This window comes from Nocardia sp. NPDC004068 (assembly GCF_042874315.1).
GTDB lineage: Bacteria > Actinomycetota > Actinomycetes > Mycobacteriales > Mycobacteriaceae > Nocardia.
Map to the genome: position 1 here is coordinate 1 of NZ_JBIAMW010000011.1, position 21,341 is coordinate 21,341.

The 21,341-nt window shown below is 63.9% G+C and carries 22 protein-coding genes; 12 read left to right on the plus strand and 10 right to left on the minus strand.

The window, feature by feature from the left end:
• Positions 1-72: 72 nt before the first annotated feature.
• Entirely contained in the window at positions 73-321 is a 249-nt protein-coding gene (locus tag ACFYTQ_RS26055; protein ID WP_387366201.1) for a hypothetical protein, read from the minus strand.
• The gene (locus ACFYTQ_RS26060) at positions 318-1,115 is read right to left on the minus strand and encodes a hypothetical protein (RefSeq protein ID WP_387366203.1); all 798 of its coding nucleotides are present in this window, start codon (positions 1,113-1,115) and stop codon (positions 318-320) included. Before ACFYTQ_RS26060 ends, ACFYTQ_RS26055 begins: the two co-directional genes overlap by 4 nt.
• A gap of 328 nt (positions 1,116-1,443) precedes the next feature.
• Between ACFYTQ_RS26060 and ACFYTQ_RS26065 the strand changes: the two genes are divergently transcribed.
• Positions 1,444-1,698 (plus strand): helix-turn-helix domain-containing protein, encoded by a 255-nt coding sequence (locus ACFYTQ_RS26065; protein ID WP_387366206.1) that lies wholly within the window; start codon positions 1,444-1,446, stop codon positions 1,696-1,698.
• Between the two features lie 21 nt (positions 1,699-1,719).
• Here ACFYTQ_RS26065 and ACFYTQ_RS26070 read toward each other — a convergent pair whose 3' ends face one another.
• A complete protein-coding gene (locus ACFYTQ_RS26070) occupies positions 1,720-2,535 on the minus strand; it encodes an NYN domain-containing protein (RefSeq protein ID WP_387366208.1) in 816 nt (271 codons plus the stop codon).
• Positions 2,536-2,755: 220 nt separating this feature from the next.
• On the opposite strand from ACFYTQ_RS26070, the gene ACFYTQ_RS26075 reads away from it, so the two are divergent.
• Both ACFYTQ_RS26075 and ACFYTQ_RS26080 read left to right on the plus strand, forming a co-directional pair.
• Entirely contained in the window at positions 2,756-3,289 is a 534-nt protein-coding gene (locus ACFYTQ_RS26075) for a DUF4760 domain-containing protein (RefSeq protein WP_387366211.1), read from the plus strand.
• A 52-nt stretch (positions 3,290-3,341) separates the two neighbouring features.
• Positions 3,342-4,271: a hypothetical protein gene (locus tag ACFYTQ_RS26080; protein WP_387366214.1), complete on the plus strand. Its 930-nt coding sequence runs from the start codon at positions 3,342-3,344 to the stop codon at positions 4,269-4,271.
• Positions 4,272-4,809: 538 nt separating this feature from the next.
• Here the strand turns inward: ACFYTQ_RS26080 and ACFYTQ_RS26085 are convergent.
• The gene (locus ACFYTQ_RS26085; RefSeq protein ID WP_387366217.1) at positions 4,810-5,730 is read right to left on the minus strand and encodes a hypothetical protein; all 921 of its coding nucleotides are present in this window, start codon (positions 5,728-5,730) and stop codon (positions 4,810-4,812) included.
• Between the two features lie 85 nt (positions 5,731-5,815).
• On the opposite strand from ACFYTQ_RS26085, the gene ACFYTQ_RS26090 reads away from it, so the two are divergent.
• On the plus strand, positions 5,816-6,220 hold the full coding sequence (locus tag ACFYTQ_RS26090; RefSeq protein WP_387366220.1) for a hypothetical protein: 405 nt from the start codon (positions 5,816-5,818) through the stop codon (positions 6,218-6,220).
• A gap of 48 nt (positions 6,221-6,268) precedes the next feature.
• Here the strand turns inward: ACFYTQ_RS26090 and ACFYTQ_RS26095 are convergent, their stop codons facing one another.
• The 3 genes from ACFYTQ_RS26095 to ACFYTQ_RS26105 all read right to left on the minus strand — a co-directional run bounded on the left by ACFYTQ_RS26095 (position 6,269) and on the right by ACFYTQ_RS26105 (position 9,839).
• Entirely contained in the window at positions 6,269-7,786 is a 1,518-nt protein-coding gene (locus tag ACFYTQ_RS26095; RefSeq protein WP_387366222.1) for a restriction endonuclease, read from the minus strand.
• Between the two features lie 343 nt (positions 7,787-8,129).
• A complete protein-coding gene (locus ACFYTQ_RS26100) occupies positions 8,130-8,645 on the minus strand; it encodes a hypothetical protein (RefSeq protein WP_387366225.1) in 516 nt (171 codons plus the stop codon).
• Between the two features lie 303 nt (positions 8,646-8,948).
• On the minus strand, positions 8,949-9,839 hold the full coding sequence (locus ACFYTQ_RS26105) for a helix-turn-helix domain-containing protein (RefSeq protein WP_387366228.1): 891 nt from the start codon (positions 9,837-9,839) through the stop codon (positions 8,949-8,951).
• Positions 9,840-9,939: 100 nt separating this feature from the next.
• Here ACFYTQ_RS26105 and ACFYTQ_RS26110 point away from each other — a divergent pair, with 100 nt between their 5' ends.
• The 5 genes from ACFYTQ_RS26110 to ACFYTQ_RS26130 all read left to right on the plus strand — a co-directional run bounded on the left by ACFYTQ_RS26110 (position 9,940) and on the right by ACFYTQ_RS26130 (position 15,841).
• On the plus strand, positions 9,940-10,596 hold the full coding sequence (locus tag ACFYTQ_RS26110; RefSeq protein WP_387366231.1) for an Atu4866 domain-containing protein: 657 nt from the start codon (positions 9,940-9,942) through the stop codon (positions 10,594-10,596).
• Positions 10,593-11,921, plus strand: a complete 1,329-nt coding sequence (locus ACFYTQ_RS26115; RefSeq protein ID WP_387366234.1) for an amidohydrolase family protein — start codon at positions 10,593-10,595, stop codon at positions 11,919-11,921. The genes ACFYTQ_RS26110 and ACFYTQ_RS26115 overlap by 4 nt, the downstream gene beginning before the upstream one ends.
• Before the next feature lie 680 nt (positions 11,922-12,601).
• On the plus strand, positions 12,602-13,186 hold the full coding sequence (locus tag ACFYTQ_RS26120; RefSeq protein ID WP_387366861.1) for a DUF6642 family protein: 585 nt from the start codon (positions 12,602-12,604) through the stop codon (positions 13,184-13,186).
• Positions 13,187-14,264: 1,078 nt separating this feature from the next.
• The gene (locus tag ACFYTQ_RS26125) at positions 14,265-14,609 is read left to right on the plus strand and encodes a 3-keto-5-aminohexanoate cleavage protein (RefSeq protein WP_387366864.1); all 345 of its coding nucleotides are present in this window, start codon (positions 14,265-14,267) and stop codon (positions 14,607-14,609) included.
• An 11-nt stretch (positions 14,610-14,620) separates the two neighbouring features.
• Complete coding sequence (locus ACFYTQ_RS26130) at positions 14,621-15,841, plus strand: TrmH family RNA methyltransferase (RefSeq protein ID WP_387366237.1); 1,221 nt, start codon at positions 14,621-14,623, stop codon at positions 15,839-15,841.
• An 11-nt stretch (positions 15,842-15,852) separates the two neighbouring features.
• On the opposite strand, the gene ACFYTQ_RS26135 is transcribed toward ACFYTQ_RS26130, so the two are convergent.
• Positions 15,853-16,422: a TetR/AcrR family transcriptional regulator gene (locus ACFYTQ_RS26135; protein ID WP_387366240.1), complete on the minus strand. Its 570-nt coding sequence runs from the start codon at positions 16,420-16,422 to the stop codon at positions 15,853-15,855.
• 125 nt (positions 16,423-16,547) lie between these two features.
• Here ACFYTQ_RS26135 and ACFYTQ_RS26140 point away from each other — a divergent pair, with 125 nt between their 5' ends.
• Positions 16,548-17,576, plus strand: coding sequence for an NAD(P)-dependent alcohol dehydrogenase (locus ACFYTQ_RS26140; RefSeq protein WP_387366243.1), 1,029 nt, complete (start codon positions 16,548-16,550; stop codon positions 17,574-17,576).
• Positions 17,577-17,652: 76 nt separating this feature from the next.
• On the opposite strand, the gene ACFYTQ_RS26145 is transcribed toward ACFYTQ_RS26140, so the two are convergent.
• A complete protein-coding gene (locus ACFYTQ_RS26145) occupies positions 17,653-19,206 on the minus strand; it encodes an MFS transporter (protein WP_387366246.1) in 1,554 nt (517 codons plus the stop codon).
• A 71-nt stretch (positions 19,207-19,277) separates the two neighbouring features.
• Here ACFYTQ_RS26145 and ACFYTQ_RS26150 point away from each other — a divergent pair, with 71 nt between their 5' ends.
• Together ACFYTQ_RS26150 and ACFYTQ_RS26155 are read left to right on the plus strand one after the other, a co-directional pair.
• Positions 19,278-19,772: a GbsR/MarR family transcriptional regulator gene (locus ACFYTQ_RS26150; RefSeq protein WP_387366249.1), complete on the plus strand. Its 495-nt coding sequence runs from the start codon at positions 19,278-19,280 to the stop codon at positions 19,770-19,772.
• A gap of 65 nt (positions 19,773-19,837) precedes the next feature.
• Entirely contained in the window at positions 19,838-20,203 is a 366-nt protein-coding gene (locus ACFYTQ_RS26155) for a winged helix-turn-helix transcriptional regulator (RefSeq protein ID WP_387366252.1), read from the plus strand.
• A 15-nt stretch (positions 20,204-20,218) separates the two neighbouring features.
• Here the strand turns inward: ACFYTQ_RS26155 and ACFYTQ_RS26160 are convergent, their stop codons facing one another.
• Positions 20,219-21,331, minus strand: a complete 1,113-nt coding sequence (locus ACFYTQ_RS26160) for an NDMA-dependent alcohol dehydrogenase (RefSeq protein WP_387366255.1) — start codon at positions 21,329-21,331, stop codon at positions 20,219-20,221.
• Positions 21,332-21,341: the final 10 nt, after the last annotated feature.

The window sequence follows — 21,341 nt, forward strand, 5'->3', positions numbered from 1 at the left end:
GAACTCTTTCGGATACGGCTTCGGCACTGCGACATCCTCTCAGGCTCGCCACCCGGCAAGCCAACTCGGTTGTCACCTATCCGTGCAGCAGCCCCTATCCGGTGAGCGCATCGTCAGGCCCTTCTGCGAGCTCGCGACGAAGTCGATCATGTTCACATAAGCGATATCGGTGTCGCTGTAGTCCAGTTCGATGTCCAGGCCGCGAGTCGGCTGATCAACATACAGCTGCAGTAGGCGGTTCTGCCGCGATGGCCGGAGCCGGTAGGCGTAGGCGATGATGCGCTCCCTCGGCGCCTCTCCAGCCGGCTGTTCGATAGTCACCGAGTAGGTCTGGGCACCCTTCCGGACGCTGCGCCGGATTGGCCGCTCCTCGCCGTCCACCGTGAACTGCACCAACTCGAAGGCATCTTTGGACCCGCCGTCGATCGTCCCATTCGGCCGGTGTACCACACAAACGTTGAGGCTGGATCCCGCGATAGCGCCCGGTACTCATCGACATCCGACACCGAAACGAACCGGCGGATCGGGCTTGACGGTGCGGTGGTGTACTCCTGCCGGATCGTGATGACGAGTGGAGACGCCTCGTTGACGCCGGCCTTCGGTCGATCCGCAGCACCGGAGCGCTCGTGGCTGAGGCGAATCACGATCTTGGCGTCGTATCGCCGCTCGACCGCGCTGACGGCCTGGTCCCGGATGTCGGCGTAGAGCTCTCTCGCGAACTCCTTGTCACCGAGGCGCATCGCGAGGCTGCTACCGATGATGTTGTCTAACAACTCAGGTGTCGCGACGCGGCGCAGATCCTCGTCCTCGAAGGCAAACCCCTTGATGACCGCTTCCTTCATGACGGGCGCCTGGTCGACGAACATCCGCCGTAGGCGCTCGTCGTCAGCTTCGCGCTTCTCCCGCTCGAAGTAGGCGTCCAACCAGATCGAAAAAACGCCGGCGCCGACCAGGATCGCGCCGAGTTCACTCCACGGCAGCACATCCAGCCAACCCAACCCCGCGAACGCCGGGATCGACTTGCCGACAACCATGAACCCGACGCCCACCCCGAACAGCACCAATCCGGCGAGGATTTTCTTGGTTCGAAGGAGTCGGTTCAGTGCATCGTTCATACAGGTTTGATGCACCTATTGTATCAAGTTAGGTGAAGTCGGCCTAGACGAAAGTGGCGAGGCGCGCTACTCGAACACCTCGCCACCCACACATCCGCAGTCGTCAAGACGCGGGGATCACTTACCAGTTCCGCCTCCCATGACGCCACCTCCTTACCGGGTGACAGCCCTCTGGCCTTTGACGTCTTCCCCAGGTCAGAGGGGTACTTCACGCCCAGAACAGGGCGGCCGAGCGACCTCATATTAGGACTCATAGTATTGAGATACAAGGTCATGGGATATATCGTCTCTGGACTCATTGTCATGAGATGTATGGGCTTGGATCACCATGCCAACTACCGCGCCCCCTCTGTCTGACGCCACCAGGGTCTTCGGCGAGCGCGTTGTCGCTCGTCGGAACGAGCTCGGACTCAATCAGGAGAGAGCTGCGGAAGCATGCGGGGTGCACTGGACATACCTCGGCCAAGTCGAGCGCGGCCGACGAAACATCAGCCTGCACAACATCCTGAAGATCGCCCAGGGCCTACAAGTCGATCCAGGTGAACTGGTGAAGGGCCTACTGGCGCCCTCGACCGAGAGCTGACGGCTACTTCATTCGGAACTCTTACGACGTCGGCACCGACACAGTGATGTCCATACCTGAGCGTCCGACGATCTTTGCCCCACCCACCTTGGCGAGGAAGTCTCGAAAGTTGGTGAAGCCGTGACGGTTCTCGTCGAAGGTTGGGTCGAGTGCCAGCATCTTGTTCTTGATCGTGCCGGCGGTGGGCGTGTCGGTTGTGATCTGTGAGACCGCCCGTAGTAGTAGCTGTCGAGCGCTTTCCAGACCGGCGGTGGATCCAAGTGCGGGAGCGCGGCCGGCGCTGGACGGCGTCGGTTCGGCCTGACGCAGTACCGTCTCCCAGAACTTGTACTCGCTACACACCGACAGCAGCCGGTCACTGGTCGATGCCTCGCTGGCGCCGACGCCAATCACATGCTTGCCGAACTCCCGCAACTTCTGGACCAGCGGGGTGAAGTCACTGTCGCCGGTCACCAGTACGAACACTCCGATGTCGGCATGGACGATCAGGGTCTCCATAGCATCAACCGCCAAGCGGATGTCCGCAGCGTTCTTGTGGCTGCCGGGCGAGGACCGCCCGAGTTGCACCAGGTCAATGCCATTGTCGGCAAGAGCTCGCTCGTAGCCGCCGAACCGCGCATCCCGCCAGTCGGCGTATGCCCGACGCACTGACGCGTTGCCGAACCCACGGCACAGCCAGCGAAGCGCCGATGACGGGATCGGCGGTGCTCCCGTGCCGCTGCCACCCACACCCAGGACGAGGTTCTCGAAGTCGAGGAAGACGGCAACCGCTTCATTGGCTGGGTCTACGGCCCGTGTGTCTCGCTGCATCAGCAACCCCCTGAACAGCAGAATCATCTGGTGCAAGCATAGACCTCAACCGTCTTCGCTCGATCGGCATCGACGCGATATCTGCACGAACGCTCCGCCATGAAGCAGGGCTCGGTTTGTATGGCGATAATCTGCACTCTGCATTCAGATAGTGAAGTAGCCAGGCCAAAAGACACGACCAAACGGTTGCTATTTGCGACACGCCGCGATCTGTAACAGCAATCGACACGGCACTGATCCTCGGGCTATGGGTACGATCCTGGCCGTCGCCGGCCTTCTTGTCGCAGTGTGTGGGTTGATCTGGCAAGTGCGAGTCTTCGCACATCAAGTGAAGGAATCGCACAGCGCGCTCAATCGCGGGACCCAAGAAGCAATCGAGGAGAATATTCGCCAGCGTCAGCGGGCCACCCTCGACTTCATCGGCACCACGATCGAGCGCCAGCATGCTCTGTACACGAGAATCAACGCCGACCCGGACTTTCTCACGAAAGCATCCGACCACACCCGCAAGGAGTTCATGGACCTGCGGTCCTACCTCGGTTACCTGGAGAATATCGCTGCGGGAGTCAACCTGGGCATCTTCGATCAGACCGTGGTTGATCGTACCGTCGGAAGTCGATTAGTCCGTGCCTGGGAACGCTACGGTGTATGGATCCAGGAGACACGAGAGTTTCAGGACAACAGGCGGTTGTTCGAGGAACTGGAGCACCTTGCTGAAAAGCTCCCTGCCATCACCCCTGTTGTCAAAAAAACAGATTCCCCCGAGCCCGTGGTTGCCTAGACTCCGGAAAAATATGAATCTAATTTCCCTAGCATGATGAGGAATCACGACGATGGTCAGCTCTGAGGCTTACCGGGCGACGATCACACCCGAAGCAGAACAGAAGATCCATGAACTCGCGCGGCGCGTCGCTGCAACACACCACAGTTTGGCAACACCCGTCACTGAGCAAAGCGTGAGTGGCTGGATCATCGATGAGCGACCATCGACCATCGGCGAAGACGACTACGAGCGCTGGAACATGTCGGAGGTTATAATCCTCGGACAAGATGGCTCGCTCCATAGCGGCCGGCGTGAGCAAACCGAAGGAATTACCCATGGAATTGCCTCGGACAGGCTCACCATTCATTCCCTCAATATCGAGGCATGGGATGAGCTTCGCAATGAGACATATGGCGATGACCGAAGGCAGCGAACCTGGTTCAGGTCTGGCGACTACGCGGTCTCACACTACGGTGATCGAGTTTCCCGCGCGCTTACGCGATTCGAAGAATCAGGCGAGGCTATTGGCAGCTACCAATCGCCACCTTTCACCCCTCCACCCAGCTACAACAAAGATGGCGTCCGATCCGCCTTCACACACTTCGTGCGGCGTTGCCTCTATCTTACTGTTGGATGGTTAATCATCATCGCCATCTTGAAATGCGCCGCGGTCATTGGGTCCGACCCTCACCAACAGGCACGCTTTCCCGCTGGAAGCGGCAGGACGATTGCCTGGAGTTTTGTATTCGTCGCGATCGCCGGTCTTGTTATCGACCTCACCACCGCCTTGAAATTTGGTGACAGACGGTATCGGAGCGCCGCCGATGAGGCAACGCCGTTCATCGGCGGATTCGTCCTCGGGTTGGTCATCTTCGCCTTTTTGCGACTGAATCACAAAGTACCGCCCGGCAGCACTGGATACTGGTGGATTGTGCCGATCACTGGCGTCGCGGTCTATTTGGTGGTCGCCCTCCGGCGCGCGCGGAAGCGGACGAAATGACAGTGCAGGGTGACGTGTGAGCGCCATCCATATCACGATGCCCCTGGACCTAGAACGAATACCTCGATCGTAGGCGGCCGGCACCGATCGGTGCCGAGGATGATCGGCATCTGGAAGTCGGGCCGCCAGGCCAGCCGGCGGATCGCGTGCTGGAAGCTGCTACGGCAGCCATTCGGATCGCTGTCCACCACGTCGAACGTGCGACCACCAAGCTCGACTACATCGGTCGCCCAGGGGTACGACACAGCATCCAGACAGTCATGGTCTTCACCTCGATCACAAGGCCAATTAGGACTAGCAGCGTCCGGCGAAATGACATACTACCCAGTCGTCGCACAAGCTGACCTAGCGTAGGAAGCCGATGACAGTGGCACCTTCGTACTCGACAGCTCGGCACGGCAGTTCGACGCCGCTCTTCCCACCGTGTGGATTGCTCCGATGCAGCCCTACCTCATTGAACTTGCTACGGCGACGAATGTGCATCACGCCGAATTCGTGGTGCGACCGGACAGTGAACCAACACGAGGACGTGGCGATGCTAGGCCGTCAGTCCTTCTCGCACCGCTGCCACCAGCTTCCGATGGCTACCGGACAGTCCGTCGAGATTCTTGAGCCCAGCCACGACGTCATCATCGTTGTCTGGCGCAAGCAGCCGGCCCTTGCGCACCCATACATCACTCGATCGCAGCAAGTAGTTCGTCGTGAGGATCGGAACATCATGTGCCAGAAGCAGTTCGATCACGTACAGCAACCGATCCATGTTGCGTGAAAACCGGCTCAGGGTGGGTACATACATCGGCATCTGATGCTCGATGACCATCCGGATCTGTTCGACAAGATGGGCATTCAGGGCTTCGTCGATCGCGCTCTGCACCACGACGCGCTCGTTGCTGGTCGACCAGTTCACCTCGGCCACTTCGTCGGCCACCGGCATGGCAGGCACTGGTGCGTCCGGGGCGTGGTAGCCGACTCGGCCACCGCCGGCCGCTACGGCCTGGGCGATAGCCGAGAGCGCCGCCCAGGCTCGTGGGTAACGGTCGGACAGCTCGGCAAAGTGGTTCGGCCGATCCAGCGGCACCGACTGCTGCCGTCTGGACATCAGCACGTGCGACAACGGCGCAGCCGCTTGTGTCGTCAGCCCAGTGATACCCCCGGCATTCAAAGGCCCGTCACCGGCATGAACAGTTTCGAGCAAGCTATTCCGTACAACAACCGTCACTGCTGCTCGCAGCGCCAGCGACGCCTCGGTTGGTGTGTAGGAGGCTACTTCCTCCAGGAACGGTGCGCTGAGGGCCTGCTGCGCGTCGCGATCGAGTGCAGCGAAGGATTCCGTCCGGTCAAATATGTCACGGCCGATTGCTTCCGCCCGACACAGATCAACCCGACAGATTTCGTGAAGGAAACCGGGAACCAGCTCGAAACAAAATGGATCCATTGCATTCGAGTCAGGCTCGGTCATGATAATCTCTTTCTCATCTATGTCGAGCATACAACAGTAGGGCAACATTGAACAGTTAATCGAATTTAGTTATACTAAAAATAGCATGACTGATGATCAATACAATACACTCTTGAAGCAAATGCATGACGGATTTTCAACCGTTCACGGCGAGCTGGCATCCATGAACGCTGAAGTCACGGCCGCAAAGACTGATCTTGCAGCCCTGACATCCGAGGTCGCGTCGGTCAAAGATGAGGTGGCAATCATAAAAACCGAACTCGCAAAGAAAGCCAATGCCGATGACATTGAGCGGCGGTTCGACGCTGTCGACGCTCGCTTCATTCAGCTTGACGAATCCATCGGTGGTATCGCTGCGGAAGTGCTGAATGATATCGCCGAGGAACGAGCAGCTCACGACAACAAGGTAGATAAAGAACTGGGGCGTCACCGCGACTGGATTAGGCAACTATCCTCTGCGGCGCAGATCAAGCTGACACCAGATCTGTGATACCGATTTACCACTCGCCGTTACCCAAAACCCACACACCCTCATATCTCAGTCGATAACGGGGTCACGCCACCCGTCCGGCGCTTGAATCCGAGCTTTTATATCCGCATGCTCTTCAAGTAGATAGAGCAGGTTGGCACCGTCAATAAGCTCAATCGGCTTGTTGTTGGCAAACTCAAATGACGCTGCACCGTAGCCGCTCGTTGTGACAAGGATCCCTTTCGACGCGCCCTCGTTCTGGAGCGTGCCGTATAGATCTCGAACAGCCGACACCCCGACCGTATTCTTATACCGCTTGGCCTGGATGACCACTTTTCCGCCGAGTATTGGGCGTGTGTCATAGGCGACGCAGTCCACTCCACCGTCACGCGAGGGCCGGGTTTGACGAGCTTCCAGTCCCATCTTTGTGAACAGGTTTTGGATGAGTGACTCAAATTCCGTCGGCGTCAGTTCAAGAAGATTGGGCCGGCTGTCCAGGCCCGACATGACATCTGCCTCCTCAACGAACCGTGGATCAACCATCGAGAATTCAAGCACCGGGCGCACGGGTGCGAGCTCGGTAGGGCTCTTCGACACGGCCGCTGACAGATGCTTGAGACATGCAGACGGCTCGACATTCTCCAGATCCAGGGCGGAGAATGTTTCCACATCGACGCGCACTGTCACCAGGCACGGACTCACTGGTTTCCCCGTGCGCGGATCGAGAGTGTCGACCACGCCATTAAAAACGACCGACTGCACATGCCCTTGCGAGTCATAGGCGAATATTCGCGCGAGGCACAAGAGGGTAATCTGCGCAATCGCGTTCGCGTAGAGTGCCTTGATCTGCGAAGCCGGGCGAGCCGTTTCGGCTATTGTGTTACTGGTCTTGACGTAGCGAAACGATTTTGCCGCCGGAACCAGAGCCCCGACAGTCGGTAGCTGATACTCCACTACCAATTGAGAAGAGTCGGTCGAGAATGCGACACGATGCTGCTTGGCGACAACGGGTAGCGCGATGCTGGACAGCACACGCCCGAAGTACGCCTCGATACCATCCGGAATTCCGGCTTGGTACTCGGCGACGGCAGTATGATCATTGATGGCAGCGCCGTTTCGGAGTCCATGCATGAGGATCTCAGACAGCGCACCGACTTTCGAGGCGATCCGTTGATTATGCGCCTCAACTTGAGGGATGATTCCCCAGATTGCCCTTACGTCGGGATCGAGAGCCGCGTGTTTCGGCCACAGCGCGGCTTGTTGCTCGATCTCCGCCTGAACGCGTTCAGCCGCTGCTTTTTGCTCTTGTTGCTGGAAGAGACTATATTCTCGCCTGGTCGCGGCTAGCTGCGCCAGCCGGCCTTGCTCTCGATGCCTGTGCTGTGCGACAGCGATTTCGTAGCCCTTTCGGGCATCATCCATGGCCTTCTTTTTTCCGAACAGCCCAGGAGGTGTACGCGGAAGATAATCGTTCGGATCGGGCACCGGCTCTGGCACCTGGAGGTGCTCAATCAGCTGCCGATAGTTATAGTCCGCGAGACCCGGATTCCCCTTTGAGCGTAGAGACTCGAAGGTCAGCCGAATCATCCTCTGAGCTGACTCAAACTTATGCTTTGCCGCAAGGTCGACCACACTGAGAATCATGCACTCCGACAGGGCGTGGACGCAATGCACGCCACGGTTGATCGGTCCGTAGCGAGAGCCACGTCCCCCAGAAGGGTTGGCGCCGTCGGGCAAAGCCTAGGCCGAGCTCGACCGGAGAACCTCATCAACCTCTCCTTTTACCAGTGCCGGTCGCGCTCCTGCTTCCCGGAGAGGACCCAAACTCGTTGCCGATCCGCACCGTCGTCCAACCCTTGCCGCAGGCCTCCTCTCGCTCAATCTGGTAGCAATGGGGTGGTGGGCATCCCACAGGCCCGTGACGGCCGAACTACTTCTTTTTCCTGTTCCGTGTCGTACGTCTGCGGCCCTGCCGCGAACTCCGCAGCGTCACGCCTGCGCGAATCAGGGTCAGTCGTGCAGCGGTAGTTGAGATGCTGAACTCTTTGGCGATTTCTATCGTGGACCATCCGTCGGCGTATAGCCTTACCGCTTTGTCGGCTTGATCGGGCGAGAGCTTGTATGATCCTCGCTTCTCGACACCCTGTCGTTTCAGATGGGCATCCACCGTCTGTGTGTGCATCCCGAACTCACGAGCCAGGTCGGCGATCGAGGCACCAGCTTGGTACTTCGCCACCAACGCCTCGACCTCGTCGGGCAGCAACTTGCGGTTTGGCTTGTACGATCGCCGCTCAGCCCGTGGAGGTGCCAGCTTGTGGACGAGCTTCTTGCGTGGAGTTCCAGCAGCGTCGACAGGCCATTTGCCAAGTTTGGCGATCAGCCGCGCCAGGGGTTGCGGTGTGTTTGAAAGCGTTTGGGTTAGGCGTACCAAAGCGGCCTCTTTCAAACCTTCACGGTTTGAAAGAGTTCCGCTTAGGTGCACCGATCGGTGTCATGGGTGGCACGTCCTCGTGCACGCGGAAAGGACACCGGTGACACGGTAGGACCGGCGCCGTTTCGTGGCGCGTGTGCCAGGTTCCCCTCTCGTCTCTCCGGCCGTCGCGCCGCGCCCGGCGTCCCTCCGACAACCCCGCCCATGCGGTCACCAAACCGCACCGCCGAGCCTCCCACCGCTACGCGATCCCCTCGCACCAACTCAGCGAGATCTGCACCGCCGCAGCCCGTTCCGGCAACGACCCGGACCTGGACTCTACGTGATGGTCGGCGCACCACCGGACCAGTTGCTGGGCACCGGCGGCCAGTGCCGAGGTTCAACGCCGTCGGCTCGGTGAGCTGATGCGAGCATGCCGAGTAGTCGAACGGCGTCCGCGTCGCGGCTGTTCGGCGCCGCCCGGTAGACGATCAGTTGCTGGCCCGACGCGCCGCGAACGTCGAAAGTTCGGTAGGTCAGTGTCAGATCCCCCACCGCACTGTGCCGGAATTGCTTGGCTTCGTGCGTCTTGCCCCGCACGTCGTGCCGCCCCCACAACCACCGGAAGTCGTCGTCGGCCGCCGCTAGTTCTTCGGTCAGCGCGAGAGTGAGCGGGTCGTCCGGGCAGTACCCGAGCGCCAGTCGTAGGTGCGCTACGCATGCTTCGGCCGCGCGGTCCCAGGCCGCGAAGAACGTGCGGCCCGCCGGATCGAGGAACGTCATGCGGGCCAGGTTGTCCGTATCGGCGAAGTCCGAGTAGAGCGCGTCCGCGATCGCGTTGCGGGCGAGCAGGTCCAGTCGCCGGTTGACGATGACGGCGGGCAAGTGCGGCCATTCGGCAAGCAGTTGCCGCAGATCGTCGTCGACGCGATCCTCCAACGGTTCCCGATCGCTGATCGGGACGTCGGCGAGACGGAACAGGTGCTCACGGGCCTCCGGGCCCAGATCGAGCGCACGGGCGACACCGTCCAGCACCGAGGCGGACGGGGCGCGTTCCCGGCCCTGCTCGAGCCGCGCGTAGTAGTCGGCACTCACCCCGGCACGCACGGCAACCTCTTCCCGGCGCAGCCCCGGCACCCGGCGCCGGCCGTGCGAGACGAGGCCGACGTCCTCGGGAACCAACCGCGCGCGGCGAGCGGTGAGGAACCTGCCCAGGTCGGTCTCAGGCATGTGACCAGGATAAATTCCGGTACCGCCGGTAGCCAGGGTGCGCCGCACCCGGGAAAACCCCGCACTGGTTGCGGCCGGTCCCAGCGCCGATGGTGAGTGCATGGCCGCACCGAAGATCGACAGAGCCGCGCTGAACGACGCAGCTGGACCGCTACTGTTCGTCAACGCGACGATCCACACGCTGGACCCCGTCATCGGAGACATCGAGACCGCCGACCTGATGCTGGCCGGCGACAAGATCGCCGGCGTCGGGCCGGGCTTGCACACCGCGGCCGGGGACGACGGCGCGACCGTGGTCGACTGCAGCGGTCTGAGTATCGTCCCGATCGCCGGGCTCAGCACCCTTGCGCCGGGAAGCCCGGCCACCTTCGCAGTGATCGACACCCACGGCCGCAACGCCTGGGAGTACGTCATCTGGCGCCCGGAGCACGCGGTCCTGGTAGTGGTCGACGGGATCTCACGGGCGACCGCGTCCTCGTCGGCCGTCCCGGTTGCCCGGCGGCGCCCGGCCGACAGCCCGTATGTCGGGATGTGGATCGACGAGTCCGGCTTCCTGCACCAGGAACTCACCCCCGACGGCCGCTACGACGAGACCCGCGGCGGTCGCCCGCACGCCTACCAGGGCAGCTTCTGGATCGACGGGAATCGCATCGTCTACCTCGACGATCTGGGGTTCTGGGCGTACGGCGAGTTCCTCGACGGCGTGCTGCACCACGCCGGGTACATCCTTCATCGAGCACCCCAGGAGCGCTCATGAACATCCTGTTCACCGGCGGCGCCGTCGTCACCATGGACCCGGAGCTGGGCGACCTGGCACGGGGTGACGTGCTGGTCAGCGGCGAGCACATCGTGGCTGTCGGGCCCGATCTGCGCGACCACCCCCAGGCCCGCGGCGCCGAAATCGTCGACACCACCGGCCGGATCGTGAGCCCTGGCTTCGTCGACACGCACCGGCACGCGTGGCAGGCACAGTTGCGACGCAGCATCCCCGACGTGACCGACCTCGGCGCCTACGTCACGAGCACCCTCGCCCGCATCGCGCCCGCCTACCGGGCACATGACGTCTACGTCGGGACCCGCCTCGCGGCCCTCTCGGCGCTGGACGCCGGCATCACCACGATGCTCGACTTCTCGCACAACTCGCGCAGCGCCGCCCACTCCGACGCCGCGATCCAGGCACTGGCGGACACCGGAATCCGAGGCGTGCACGCCTCGATGGCGCCGCACTTCGGCGACTGGGACCAGCAATGGCCGCAGGACGTGCGGCGACTGCACGCGGCGCACTCCTCCGGACTGGTCACAGTTCGGCTGGCCACACTCGCGACCAGCGAGATCGCCGGGCCACTGCATGCGTACGGGCCGCGGCTCGCGGCGTTCGCCCGGGAGCTGGGTATCGGCGTCAGCGTGGACGCGGTGTTCGGTATGTCATCGTCCGCGGCAATCTTGGACTGGGCGAAGGACGGGTTGCTCGGCCCGCACGTCACGCTGATCCACGCCACCGGGCTGACGGTGGAGGCGTGGCGGGCGATCGGCGACACCGGCACGACCGTCTCGCTCGCGCCGACCTCCGACGCCCAGATCGGCCTGGAGACCGCGATCCCGGCCGTCGACGAGGCGCTGGCGGCCGGGGTCCGTCCGGGGCTCAGCATCGACGTGGAGGTGGCGCTGGCCGGCGACATGTTCACCCAGATGCGGGCGCTGCACGCGATCCAGCGAATGCGGGCGGTCAACCGCGCATACGGCACCGACGCCGTTCCGAACCGGATCACCACTCGCGACGTGCTCGATTTCGCCACCCTGCAGGGCGCGCGCACCAATGGGCTGGACTCGATCACCGGCTCGCTCACGCCCGGCAAGCAAGCGGACCTGCTGGTCGTCAACGCCACCGACGTCAACACCATGCCGCTCAACGACGCCGTGGGCACGCTCGTGCTGGGCGCCGACCCGCGCAACATCGAGACCGTGCTGGTCGCGGGCGTGATCCGCAAGTCCGATGGCCGGCTGGTCGGTGTCGACGTGGCACAACTGCACGAGCAGGTCGTCGCTTCCCGGGACGCCATCCTCGCCACGGCAGCCTCGTGACAACGGCTATCCGCAGGCCGGGAAGTATCAGGACCGAACTCGATCGTCCGCACGTACTTGATCCTGGGCCCACTTGTCGGTGCCGACTGTGTGCAGCGCTGCCAGCTATTCCAGCAAGCCCGCCGTGAGGCGCTCATCGCCGCGCGACGGAGTACTCGGCGGCAAACCGCCTGTACGGTTCGGAGTCCGGTTGCAGAAGATAGATCGTCCACCGGTTGTGCTGCGGGATCCGTGCCGCGGCCTGCTCCAGTTCATTGCGCAGAGGAAGCTGGCGGCCACCCGGTTGGACAAGTGGTCCTGGCGGCGGGTTCGTCCGCGGCTCGTCGGATCTCCTGCCCGCGTGCGGTCCAAGTGTCGTGGTCGCCCCTGGTTTTCCCGGTGGAGGTGATGACGTTGGGGTGTTCCAGGTTCACCGCCGCGGTGATGCTGCCACCCCAAGGGCGGGGACCTGCTGGCCAGATGCGGTCGTTGATCTCGCTAGTGGGGTGGGTGACGAAACCCGTTGTCTGGGGCTGGGAATCGGCCATCGGTGGCACCGGCAGGGTCAATGCGGCTGCAGCCGCGTGCGCGGGGACGCTGGCGACGCCTACCCTGGAGTGGCAGCGGTCGTCCGCGTAAGGACTGTCGGAAACTGAAGTGGACGTGGGGAATCGAGGGAAGCCGTAGTGAAGCCGCCGGGGGTGTTGTGTCTGGAGGGGGATTGGGAGGACTCATTGGAGAGCCGGCTTAGTGTGGAGTCCGCGCTCCGGTTGCTCGAGCGCGCCGGATGGATTCGGTTGGTCCATCGCGACGTCGGAACGTTTGCTGAGCTCGCGCACTATGTCGATCGCTGGCTCGACGGCGAATTGGAGGGGTATGACTTCGCCTATCTCGGCTTCCACGGGACCGTCAACACTCTGTACATCGGTGGTCGTGAAGTTCCCCTCGCCGAATTCGCTGGCCTCGTAGAAGGGCGATGCGCAAACAAAGTCCTTTACTTTGCATCGTGTAAGGTACTCGCGTCCTCAGACGAGACATTGATGAACTTCTGCAAGCGAACCGGCGCACGAGCGGTCGCTGGTTATACCCGCAATGTCGATTTCGTGGAGACAGCTGCTTTCGAACTCTTGATGGTCTCCGATCTTACGCACTCCACCAACATGAAATCGGCTTATTATAGGCTGCGGAGAGAGTATCCCGAACTGACGAAGAAACTGGGATTCCGAATGGCTCACTGGCAATGGGCGTCCGAACGTTCGATTGCAACAGCCGCCCTGGACAACTAACGGCCGGCTTGGCTGAGCCGGCTGATCGGGATCGGTGGCGTAATCGCCTCCTGAGCGACGAGGCGTGGGCCAAAGTTCAACCAAGCCCACCAGCGGCATCCGCATTGTCACCGCGCGGTGGACAGGCTCGCTGCGGTCGAACGGAGACCCGGCGACAACTTTCTTTCCCCACCGCTACCAGCCATCCGATCAGTGTCGCCTCTCTCCGGCCCGGCGCCCGGTGATGTGGCCGCTGGAGGCCCGACCCGACAACAGATGGGCGCAGCGGGAGTTCGCCGTCGCCGCGGCGGAAAACAAGTGTGGCCGTGAATCAATTCGCGGAGCGCGATAATCGTGGTCACCCAGCAGCGCTCGGCCTGATTTCCGGGATCCAGCAGGATCGTCACCCTCGCGACCTCGCTGCAGTCCGGGCTCACCATCGCCGCGGCGTCCCGGGCAGAACACGGCATCGGGTCGGCGAAGATAGCCCGAAACTCACTGCGGTGAGCTTCCTACCGCGAGCCGCCGGACCGGGATAGGGGGTTCTCTGCACCTCCTGGACTGTCGGTTCGCCGCGGTCGTGTCGGTCGTGATCACTCCGCCCGGCCTCGACTCCGCCCCCACCTACGCGATCGGATCGATCCCGGGGGGAAAGGTGCATCGGCGTTCCCCGCCCGCGCCTACACCGGCAACCACAGCCAAAACCACGGCACCACAACCACCTACGCCAAACCCACCCTGCACGAAATCGCCGCCATCAACTCCATCCTCACCCTCGAACTCCACCCACTCGCCCCACACATCCTCACCGACAACTTAACAACACACCCCGCCACCACCAATTCGGTGATCCCCCAAACCTGCTGGTAAAGTTCACCATAGATCCGATCTACCCCCTCCATGTGTCACCCGTGGACCCGATTCGGGCAAGAATCCCCCCTCGCGCACCAATCGGTGTCATGGGTGGCACATCCTCGTGCAGCGTGCGCGAGTGCCCTCGCCCACGCGGAAAGAACACCGGTGACCAAGGCTCGTTCGGGGTCGTCTCCACTGGAATCTGCAATTTCCGGGTGCTCAACTGTCCGAGCATCGCGCGCGCCTGGCCGTAGCTGCTGTTGGCGGTGAGGAGCAGTTCGACGGCGTTGCGGGACTACGCGGCCAGGATGCAACGGAACATCGACGATGCCCACCCCATGTCCGGATCCTGCTCCACGGAATCGACGAGAGCCGTTGGGCAGCAATGGATTACGAGAGAGCCAATAGGAACCAGGCTCGTATCGGCCTCGAGGACACCTCGTACCTACGTGGCGGTGAGCTCGCCCGCGGCAACGCCGATCTTGTCGAAAGTGTCGTGACCGCAGAGAAATCGGAGGACCGGAATCCCCCTGACACGCCGATGACTCTGCGTTTCGCCCGTCGTGGTCGGACGCGAGCGTGCCGATAATGTGGTCTTTCGTGGAGTTCATCGACTCGATCAAGGATCCGCGGATCGTGGTCGCGCGGTCGCTGGCGACTCGTTCCGGTCGGGTCGCTGAGGGGCGTTGCCTCATCGAGGGACTCGGGTTGATCCGGCAGGTCCGGGCGGCGGGGGCGCGGGTGGATTACGTGCTGTGTTCGGCGAGCGCGCGGGACCCGGAATCGAATACGGAACTCGAACTCGCCGGGGTGACAGTCCATCTCGTGCGGGATGGCCTGCTGCGGAAAGTCGTCGGCGGCGCCAAGCCGGTCGACTGGGTGGCTGTGGCGCACCTGCCCGACGAGGTAACCACCGATGCGCCCTACGGCGATTTCGCGGTCGTCTGCGAGCAGGTCGGTGATCCCGGAAATCTGGGGACGATCGTGCGTACCGCTCGGGCGTTGGGTGTGCGGGACGTGGTGCTGACCGACGCGGAGACCGATCTGTCGTCGCGGCGAGTGCTGGACGCGGCCCGCGGGGCGGTTCTCGCGTGCCGGGTGCGTCGCTTCGACGATCCCCGCGGTGCTCTGAACGCCTTGCGGGAGGCCGGTTTTCAGGTCGTGGTGACCAGTCCGCGCGGTGCGCACCTGCAGGCCATGGCGCCGATTCGCGGTCCGAGGGTGGCCCTCGTCGTGGGCAACGAGACCGACGGAGCCAGCGCGGAGACGCAGGCGCAGGCCGATCTCGTGGTGCAGATTCCGATGGCCGGCGCCGTGGAATCGCTCAATGTCGGAGTGGCGACCGGGATCAGCATCTACGAACTGCGGATGAGGATGATCATGAGCATGCTGACCGATCGGATCCGGGATACCCTCGGCCGCAACGTGGGCGCTGCCGCCGGTCTCGTCCGTGAGGCATTCGACGCGCATCTTCGTCAGGCCGGGGATCTGACCAGCGACCAGGCGGTGCTGCTGATGATCCTGGCCTGCGAGAACAGTGCGTCGTTCGCGCAATTGCGCCGCGATATCGGGGTCGGCGGCGCCGAACTGGAGGAGTTGCTGAGCCCGGTTCGCGCGCGTGGTCTGCTCACGGTGGCCGGGGACACCGTCACGATCACGGCCGAAGGCGAACGTGCCCTTGCCGCGCTGTGGGCGATTCAGGAGCGCGTCGAGGACGGACTGTACGCCGGCTTCACTGTCGCCGAACGCGAACAGCTCCGCGACCTGCTGCATCGCGTGCAGCACAACGCGATTCAGGTCGCTCGATCGGTCGGCGGGTGAGCGGGGTCAGGTCAGAGGGACTGGCACGGTGTCGGTGTCGGGGAGGCGCGGGCGGTCAGGGCGGTGGCCAGGTGGGCGTAGCGGTCGGCGAGTTCGTGGGTGCTGAGGGGGCGGTCGTGGCGGAGCCACCAGGTGATCGTGTCGGTGAGCATGCCGCCGAGCAGGGTGGCCACCAGGTCGTCGCTCGGGGGTGATGCGCGTAGGTGGGTGCCGGTCATGTCGGTGAGGGTTGTGCGGATTCGTTCGGCGAACCAGGGGCTGCCCTTGGCTTCGAGCAGCGCGCGATACAGGCGCGCGTAGTCGCCGACATGGTCGAAGAATCGCCGGAGTCGCACCACGGGATCCAGCCCTTGGTCGAGACCCTCGGTGAGCGCCGCCGCGGCCTCGTCGAAGATCTGCTCCACGAGTTCGTACTTGTCGCGGTAGTGCCGGTAGAACGCGGCCCGGCTGACCATCGCGTGTTCGCAGATCTTACCTACGGTCACACGGTCGAATCCCCGCTGTTCCACCAGCTCGACCAAGGCCTCGCGCAGGAGTACGCGCGTGCGGCGTACGCGCAGGTTCTCATGTGGCACAGACACTTTCGACTCCTTGTCTCCACCGAGACAGAACACCGATCTTGTCACTGGCCCGCCAACTCACCGGCCCTGACGATATGTGGCACGACCCCGACATCACAGCGTGCCACGAAACGAGGACCTGCCACATGGTCACCCCGACAACGCCATCCGAGAACACCACCGCGACCGCGACGATGCGAGCGGTGGAGTACGACCGCTACGGCGGGCCGGAGGTGCTCCGAATCCGGCGGGTCCCGGTGCCGGCGCCCGGTCCGCGTCAGGTGCTGGTGCGCGTGCACGCCGCCTCGGTCAATCCCGCCGACATCAAAATCCGTGCCGGGGAATTGAAGTTGCTGTCCCGCTGGCGCTTTCCCAAACGCACCGGACTGGACTTCGCCGGTGAGGTGACCGCCCTCGGCGGCGAGGTCACCGATATCCGTGCGGGACAGCGGGTCTGGGGGTTCGTGTCCGATCCCACCGGACGCGTCGGCAGCCTCGCGGACTACCTGGCCGTCGACGCCGACATCGTGTCCCCCGTCCCCGCCGGTCTCACCCTCACCGACGCGGCGGCCCTCCCCAGCGTCGGCGTCGCGGCCCTGTGCGCCCTGCGCGACCGACTGCGCGTGCGTCCCGGGCATCGAGTCCTCGTCGTCGGGGCCAGCGGCGGCGTCGGCAGCACCGCCACGCAACTCGCCACCGCGATGGGCGCCCAGGTCACGGCGGTGGCCAGCACCGCCAACCACGACCTGTGCCGCGCCCTGGGCGCCACGGCGACCGTCGACTATGCCGATCCGGCCCCGCTGCGCGGCCCCTTCGACAGCGTTCTCGACTGCCACGGCACCCGGCTGAGCGTCTATCGCCGCCTACTGGGCAGCCACGGCCGGATGCTGTCCCTGGTTCCCACCGCCCTCGGGGCCGCCGCGGTGTCGCTGTTCACTCCGGGCCCCCGGATCCGGCTGATGGCGGCCCGCCCTCGCCGTGCCGACCTGGCCGCACTCGCCGGATACATCGACACCGGCGCACTACGCCCTGTCGTCGCCGCTACCTATCCGCTCGACGACATCGGCACCGCACATCGTGACCTGCACACCGGGCACGCCCGCGGGAAGACCGTCATCGTTCTGCACCCGGCCGGACACCTGAAGGGTGACCACGCCGAGGTCCAACCGTCATGAGTCCCGGGCCTTCCGCCGGTTCGCACGGCGATGGCCGGCCCTTTCTCGATGTCGATCACCTCAGAGGCCGCGGCGATCACAGGCGATCCGGGCCGTGGGGCGCGCGGCGCGGCAGGAACAGCACAGCCAGTCCGGCACCCACGGCGGCGATCGCCGTGCACAGCCACAGCATGGTCGCGAGGCTGTCGACGAACGCGGCGGTCACCGCGTGCGACAGCGGCGCGGAGTTCAAACGATGCGCGATCGAAAGTCCTTGTGCGGCATTGCTTTCCACCGCCGCCGCGACCTCGGCGGGAAGTCCGGTGGTGTCGACGCCGCCGCGATAGGCGGCATTGAGGACGGTGCCCAGCAAGGCGATGCCGACCGTGCCGCCGATCTGCCGCATGGCCTGGATCAGCGACGACCCGGCGCCCGCGCGATCGGGATCGAGCTCACCCAGCGCCGCGTTCATCGCCGCCGGCATCGCGAAACCCGCACCCGCACCGGCCAATGCGAACCAGACCGCGACGAAGGCGTAGCCCGAATCGACCCCGGTCATCGTGCCCAACGCCAGTCCGGCGGCCGTGATCGCGAATCCCACCGCGACGGTGACCCGGGTCCCGGCCGCGGTGTCCAGTGGGGTGGCGCATTTCGAGCCGATCACCATTCCGGCGATGAACGGCAGCAGTTTCAGCCCGGTCGCCAGCGCGTCCGATCCCTGCACGGCCTGGAAGAACTGCGGCATGGTGAACAGCAGCCCGAACATCGCGAACATGGTCACGGTGATCAGCACCGTGCCCCATACGAACGACGCGGATCGCAGCAATCGCGCGTCCACCAAGGGGGTCGGGGCGCCCAGCCGATTCAGCCGCCGCTCGAACAGCGCGAACAGGATCAGCAGTACCGCCGCCGCGGCGAGACAGACCAGCGCCCAGCCCTCGCCCCAGCCCCGTTCGCCCGCGCGGGTCACGCCGTAGACCAGGCTGGTCAGCGCCGCCGAGGACAACACGATGCCGACATAGTCGATCGACGGCGGCACGGCGCTGCGCGATTCGGGGATCAGCGCGACGACCGCGCCGACGGCGAGCACCGCGACGGGCACGTTGATCCAGAAGATCGACGCCCAGGAGAAGTGATCGAGCAGCAGCCCGCCCACGATCGGGCCCAGCGGCAACCCGATGCTGTTGGCCACGACGAAGAAGTTGATGGCCCGCTTGCGTTCGGCCTCGCCGGGGAACAGCACCGCGATCAGCGACATGACCACCGGAACCAGCAGCGCCGCACCGACTCCCAGGAAGGCACGCGCCGCGATCAGCCGATCGGCCGAACCGGCCAGCGCGCACAGCACCGATCCCGCGCCGAACAGGGTCAGCGCCGCCGCGAGAATCTTCTTGCGGCCGAAGCGATCTCCGAGAAGACCCGCCGGCAGCAACAGCGCCGCCAGCACCAGGTTGTAGGAGTTGGCCACCCATTGCAGCTGCTCGGTGGAGGCGCCGAGGTCGACCGCCAATGTCGGCAGGGCCACGTTCAGAACCGTGGTGTCGAGCCCGACGACCAGCACCGCCAGGCACAACGCGGTGAGGACACCGAAACGGCGGGCCGCGGGCAGGCCCACCGTGGTGGAACCGAGAGTTCGGTCGTTCATCGTCATGAGGTCAGACATTATTACGAATATCTGATAGTTTCAATACTTCAGATATCATCTGTTATATGCTGTGCCGCATGGCAACATCGGGGCAGCCGGACACGGAGGAGCAACGCGAGTTCGTCGAACGCCTCGCCGGGGCGATGACCTCGACCGGCGTTCCGCCGATGGCCGCTCGAGTCCTGGCTCGCGTGCTGATCAGCGACGCGGGCGTCATGACATCGGCCGAACTGGCGGCCGCCCTCGAGGTGAGTCAGCCCTCGATCTCCAGCGCGGTCCGCTTCCTGACCCAGACCGGATTCCTCACCCGCGAACGCGTCCCCGGCACCCGCAAGGAGCGCTACCGCGTCCGCGGCAACGTCTGGGAAACCATCCTCACCCTGCGCAACGATTTCCTCGCGGCGTGGCAGAGCCAATTGGCAAGCGGCGCAGACCTGTTCGGCGAGGACACCGCGACCGGCCGCCGCTTGGCCGAGGCCGCGGACTTCTTCGCCTTCGCCCAACAGGACATCCACGACCTGATCCAGCGCTGGCGCGACCGCCAACGGCGAATGTACGGCGCGACCGACTGAGCCCAGGCCATCAGTGCCAGTGCTCGGGGCTGCCTCTCCGGTCCGCCCGCGTTGGTCAGCCCGTGATGGGCGCGGCGACGGAGCTCACCCGAGACGGCATCATCGAACGCCGCACCTATCACGAACGCCCCCCACGGCACGAGTACCACCTCACCGAAGCCGGACAGGAACTCCTCCCCGTGCTGATGGCCCTGATGGCCTGGGGCGACAAATGGGCCACTCCGCCCGGAGGTCCCCCCGTCGAACTCGTCCACGACGACTGCGGCCGGAAATTCACTCCCCAGGTGAGCTGCTCCTCCTGCGGTCAGCCCCTCGCCGCGCCGCGGGTCACCGCCCTGCCCGGACCCGGCGCGGCCCCGGGACCGGGCACCCGGGTGCTCGCCCGGGATGCCGACACTCTCGCCGCCACCGTGGAATCCCCTCGCGTCTGAGGTTCCGCACAGAGATCAGTGCTCGTGGACGATCACTCCGCGAAGGTTCTTTCCGGCGAGCAGATCGTCGTAGCCTTCGTTGACCTGTTCGAGGGTGTAGGTATTCGTGACCAGTTCGTTCAGTTTCAGCTGACCGCGCTGATACATACCCAGCAATCGGGGGATATCGGTCATCGGATTGCAGTCGCCGAAGTTGGTGCCCTTGATCGTCTTCTTCCACAGCGTCATGATCGCGCTAGGGACGTGGAGATTGCTCTCATCCAACTTGTTGAGTCCGACAATGACGATCGTCGAGCCTTTCCCGGCGGCGTCGAACGCCTCGTTGATCAACTCCTCGGTTACGATTCCCGCGGTGAGGAGGACCTGGTCCGCCCCGTTACCATTGGTGTCGGCGCGCGCGAATTCCGCGGCTTCGGCCATCGTGGCGAACGCGTCGGTGGCGCCGAATTCCAGTGCCGCCGCCCGTTTGTTGGCGAGCGGATCCACCGCGATCAGATTCTTCGCACCCGCCGCCCGCGCGCCCTGCACCGAGTTGATACCGATCCCGCCGATTCCCGCGACGATCACGGTGTCGCCCGGCCTCACCTGCGCGGCATTGACCGCCGCACCCCATCCGGTGGGCACCCCGCACCCCACCAGCACCGCCTTGTCCAACGGCAGGCTGTCGTCGATCTTGACCACCGAGGCTTCCGAAATGGTGCCGTACTGGCTGAAGGTTCCCAGCATGCACATGGTCCCGTAGTCGCCGCGTGCGCCGGTCATCGGGAAACGCCCGTCGGGTAGATACCCCTCGAGGATGGTGGCTCCCATATCGCACAGCGGCTGCTGTCCGGTCGAGCACCAATGGCATGTACCGCAACTCGGAATGAAGGAACAGACGACGTGGTCACCGGGCGCGACGCGGGTGACGCCGGGCCCGACCTCCTCGATCACCCCCGCGCCCTCGTGGCCCAGCACCATCGGCAACCGCGCGGCGAGATCGCCGTGGGAGATATGCACATCCGAATGACACAGTCCGGCGAACAGATATTTGATCAATACCTGCCCCGGCCCGGGCGCGATCAGGTCCAGTTCTTCGATTTCGATGGGTTTGCCGGCTTCGACGACCACCGCCGCCTTGGTTTTCACGATAATTCTC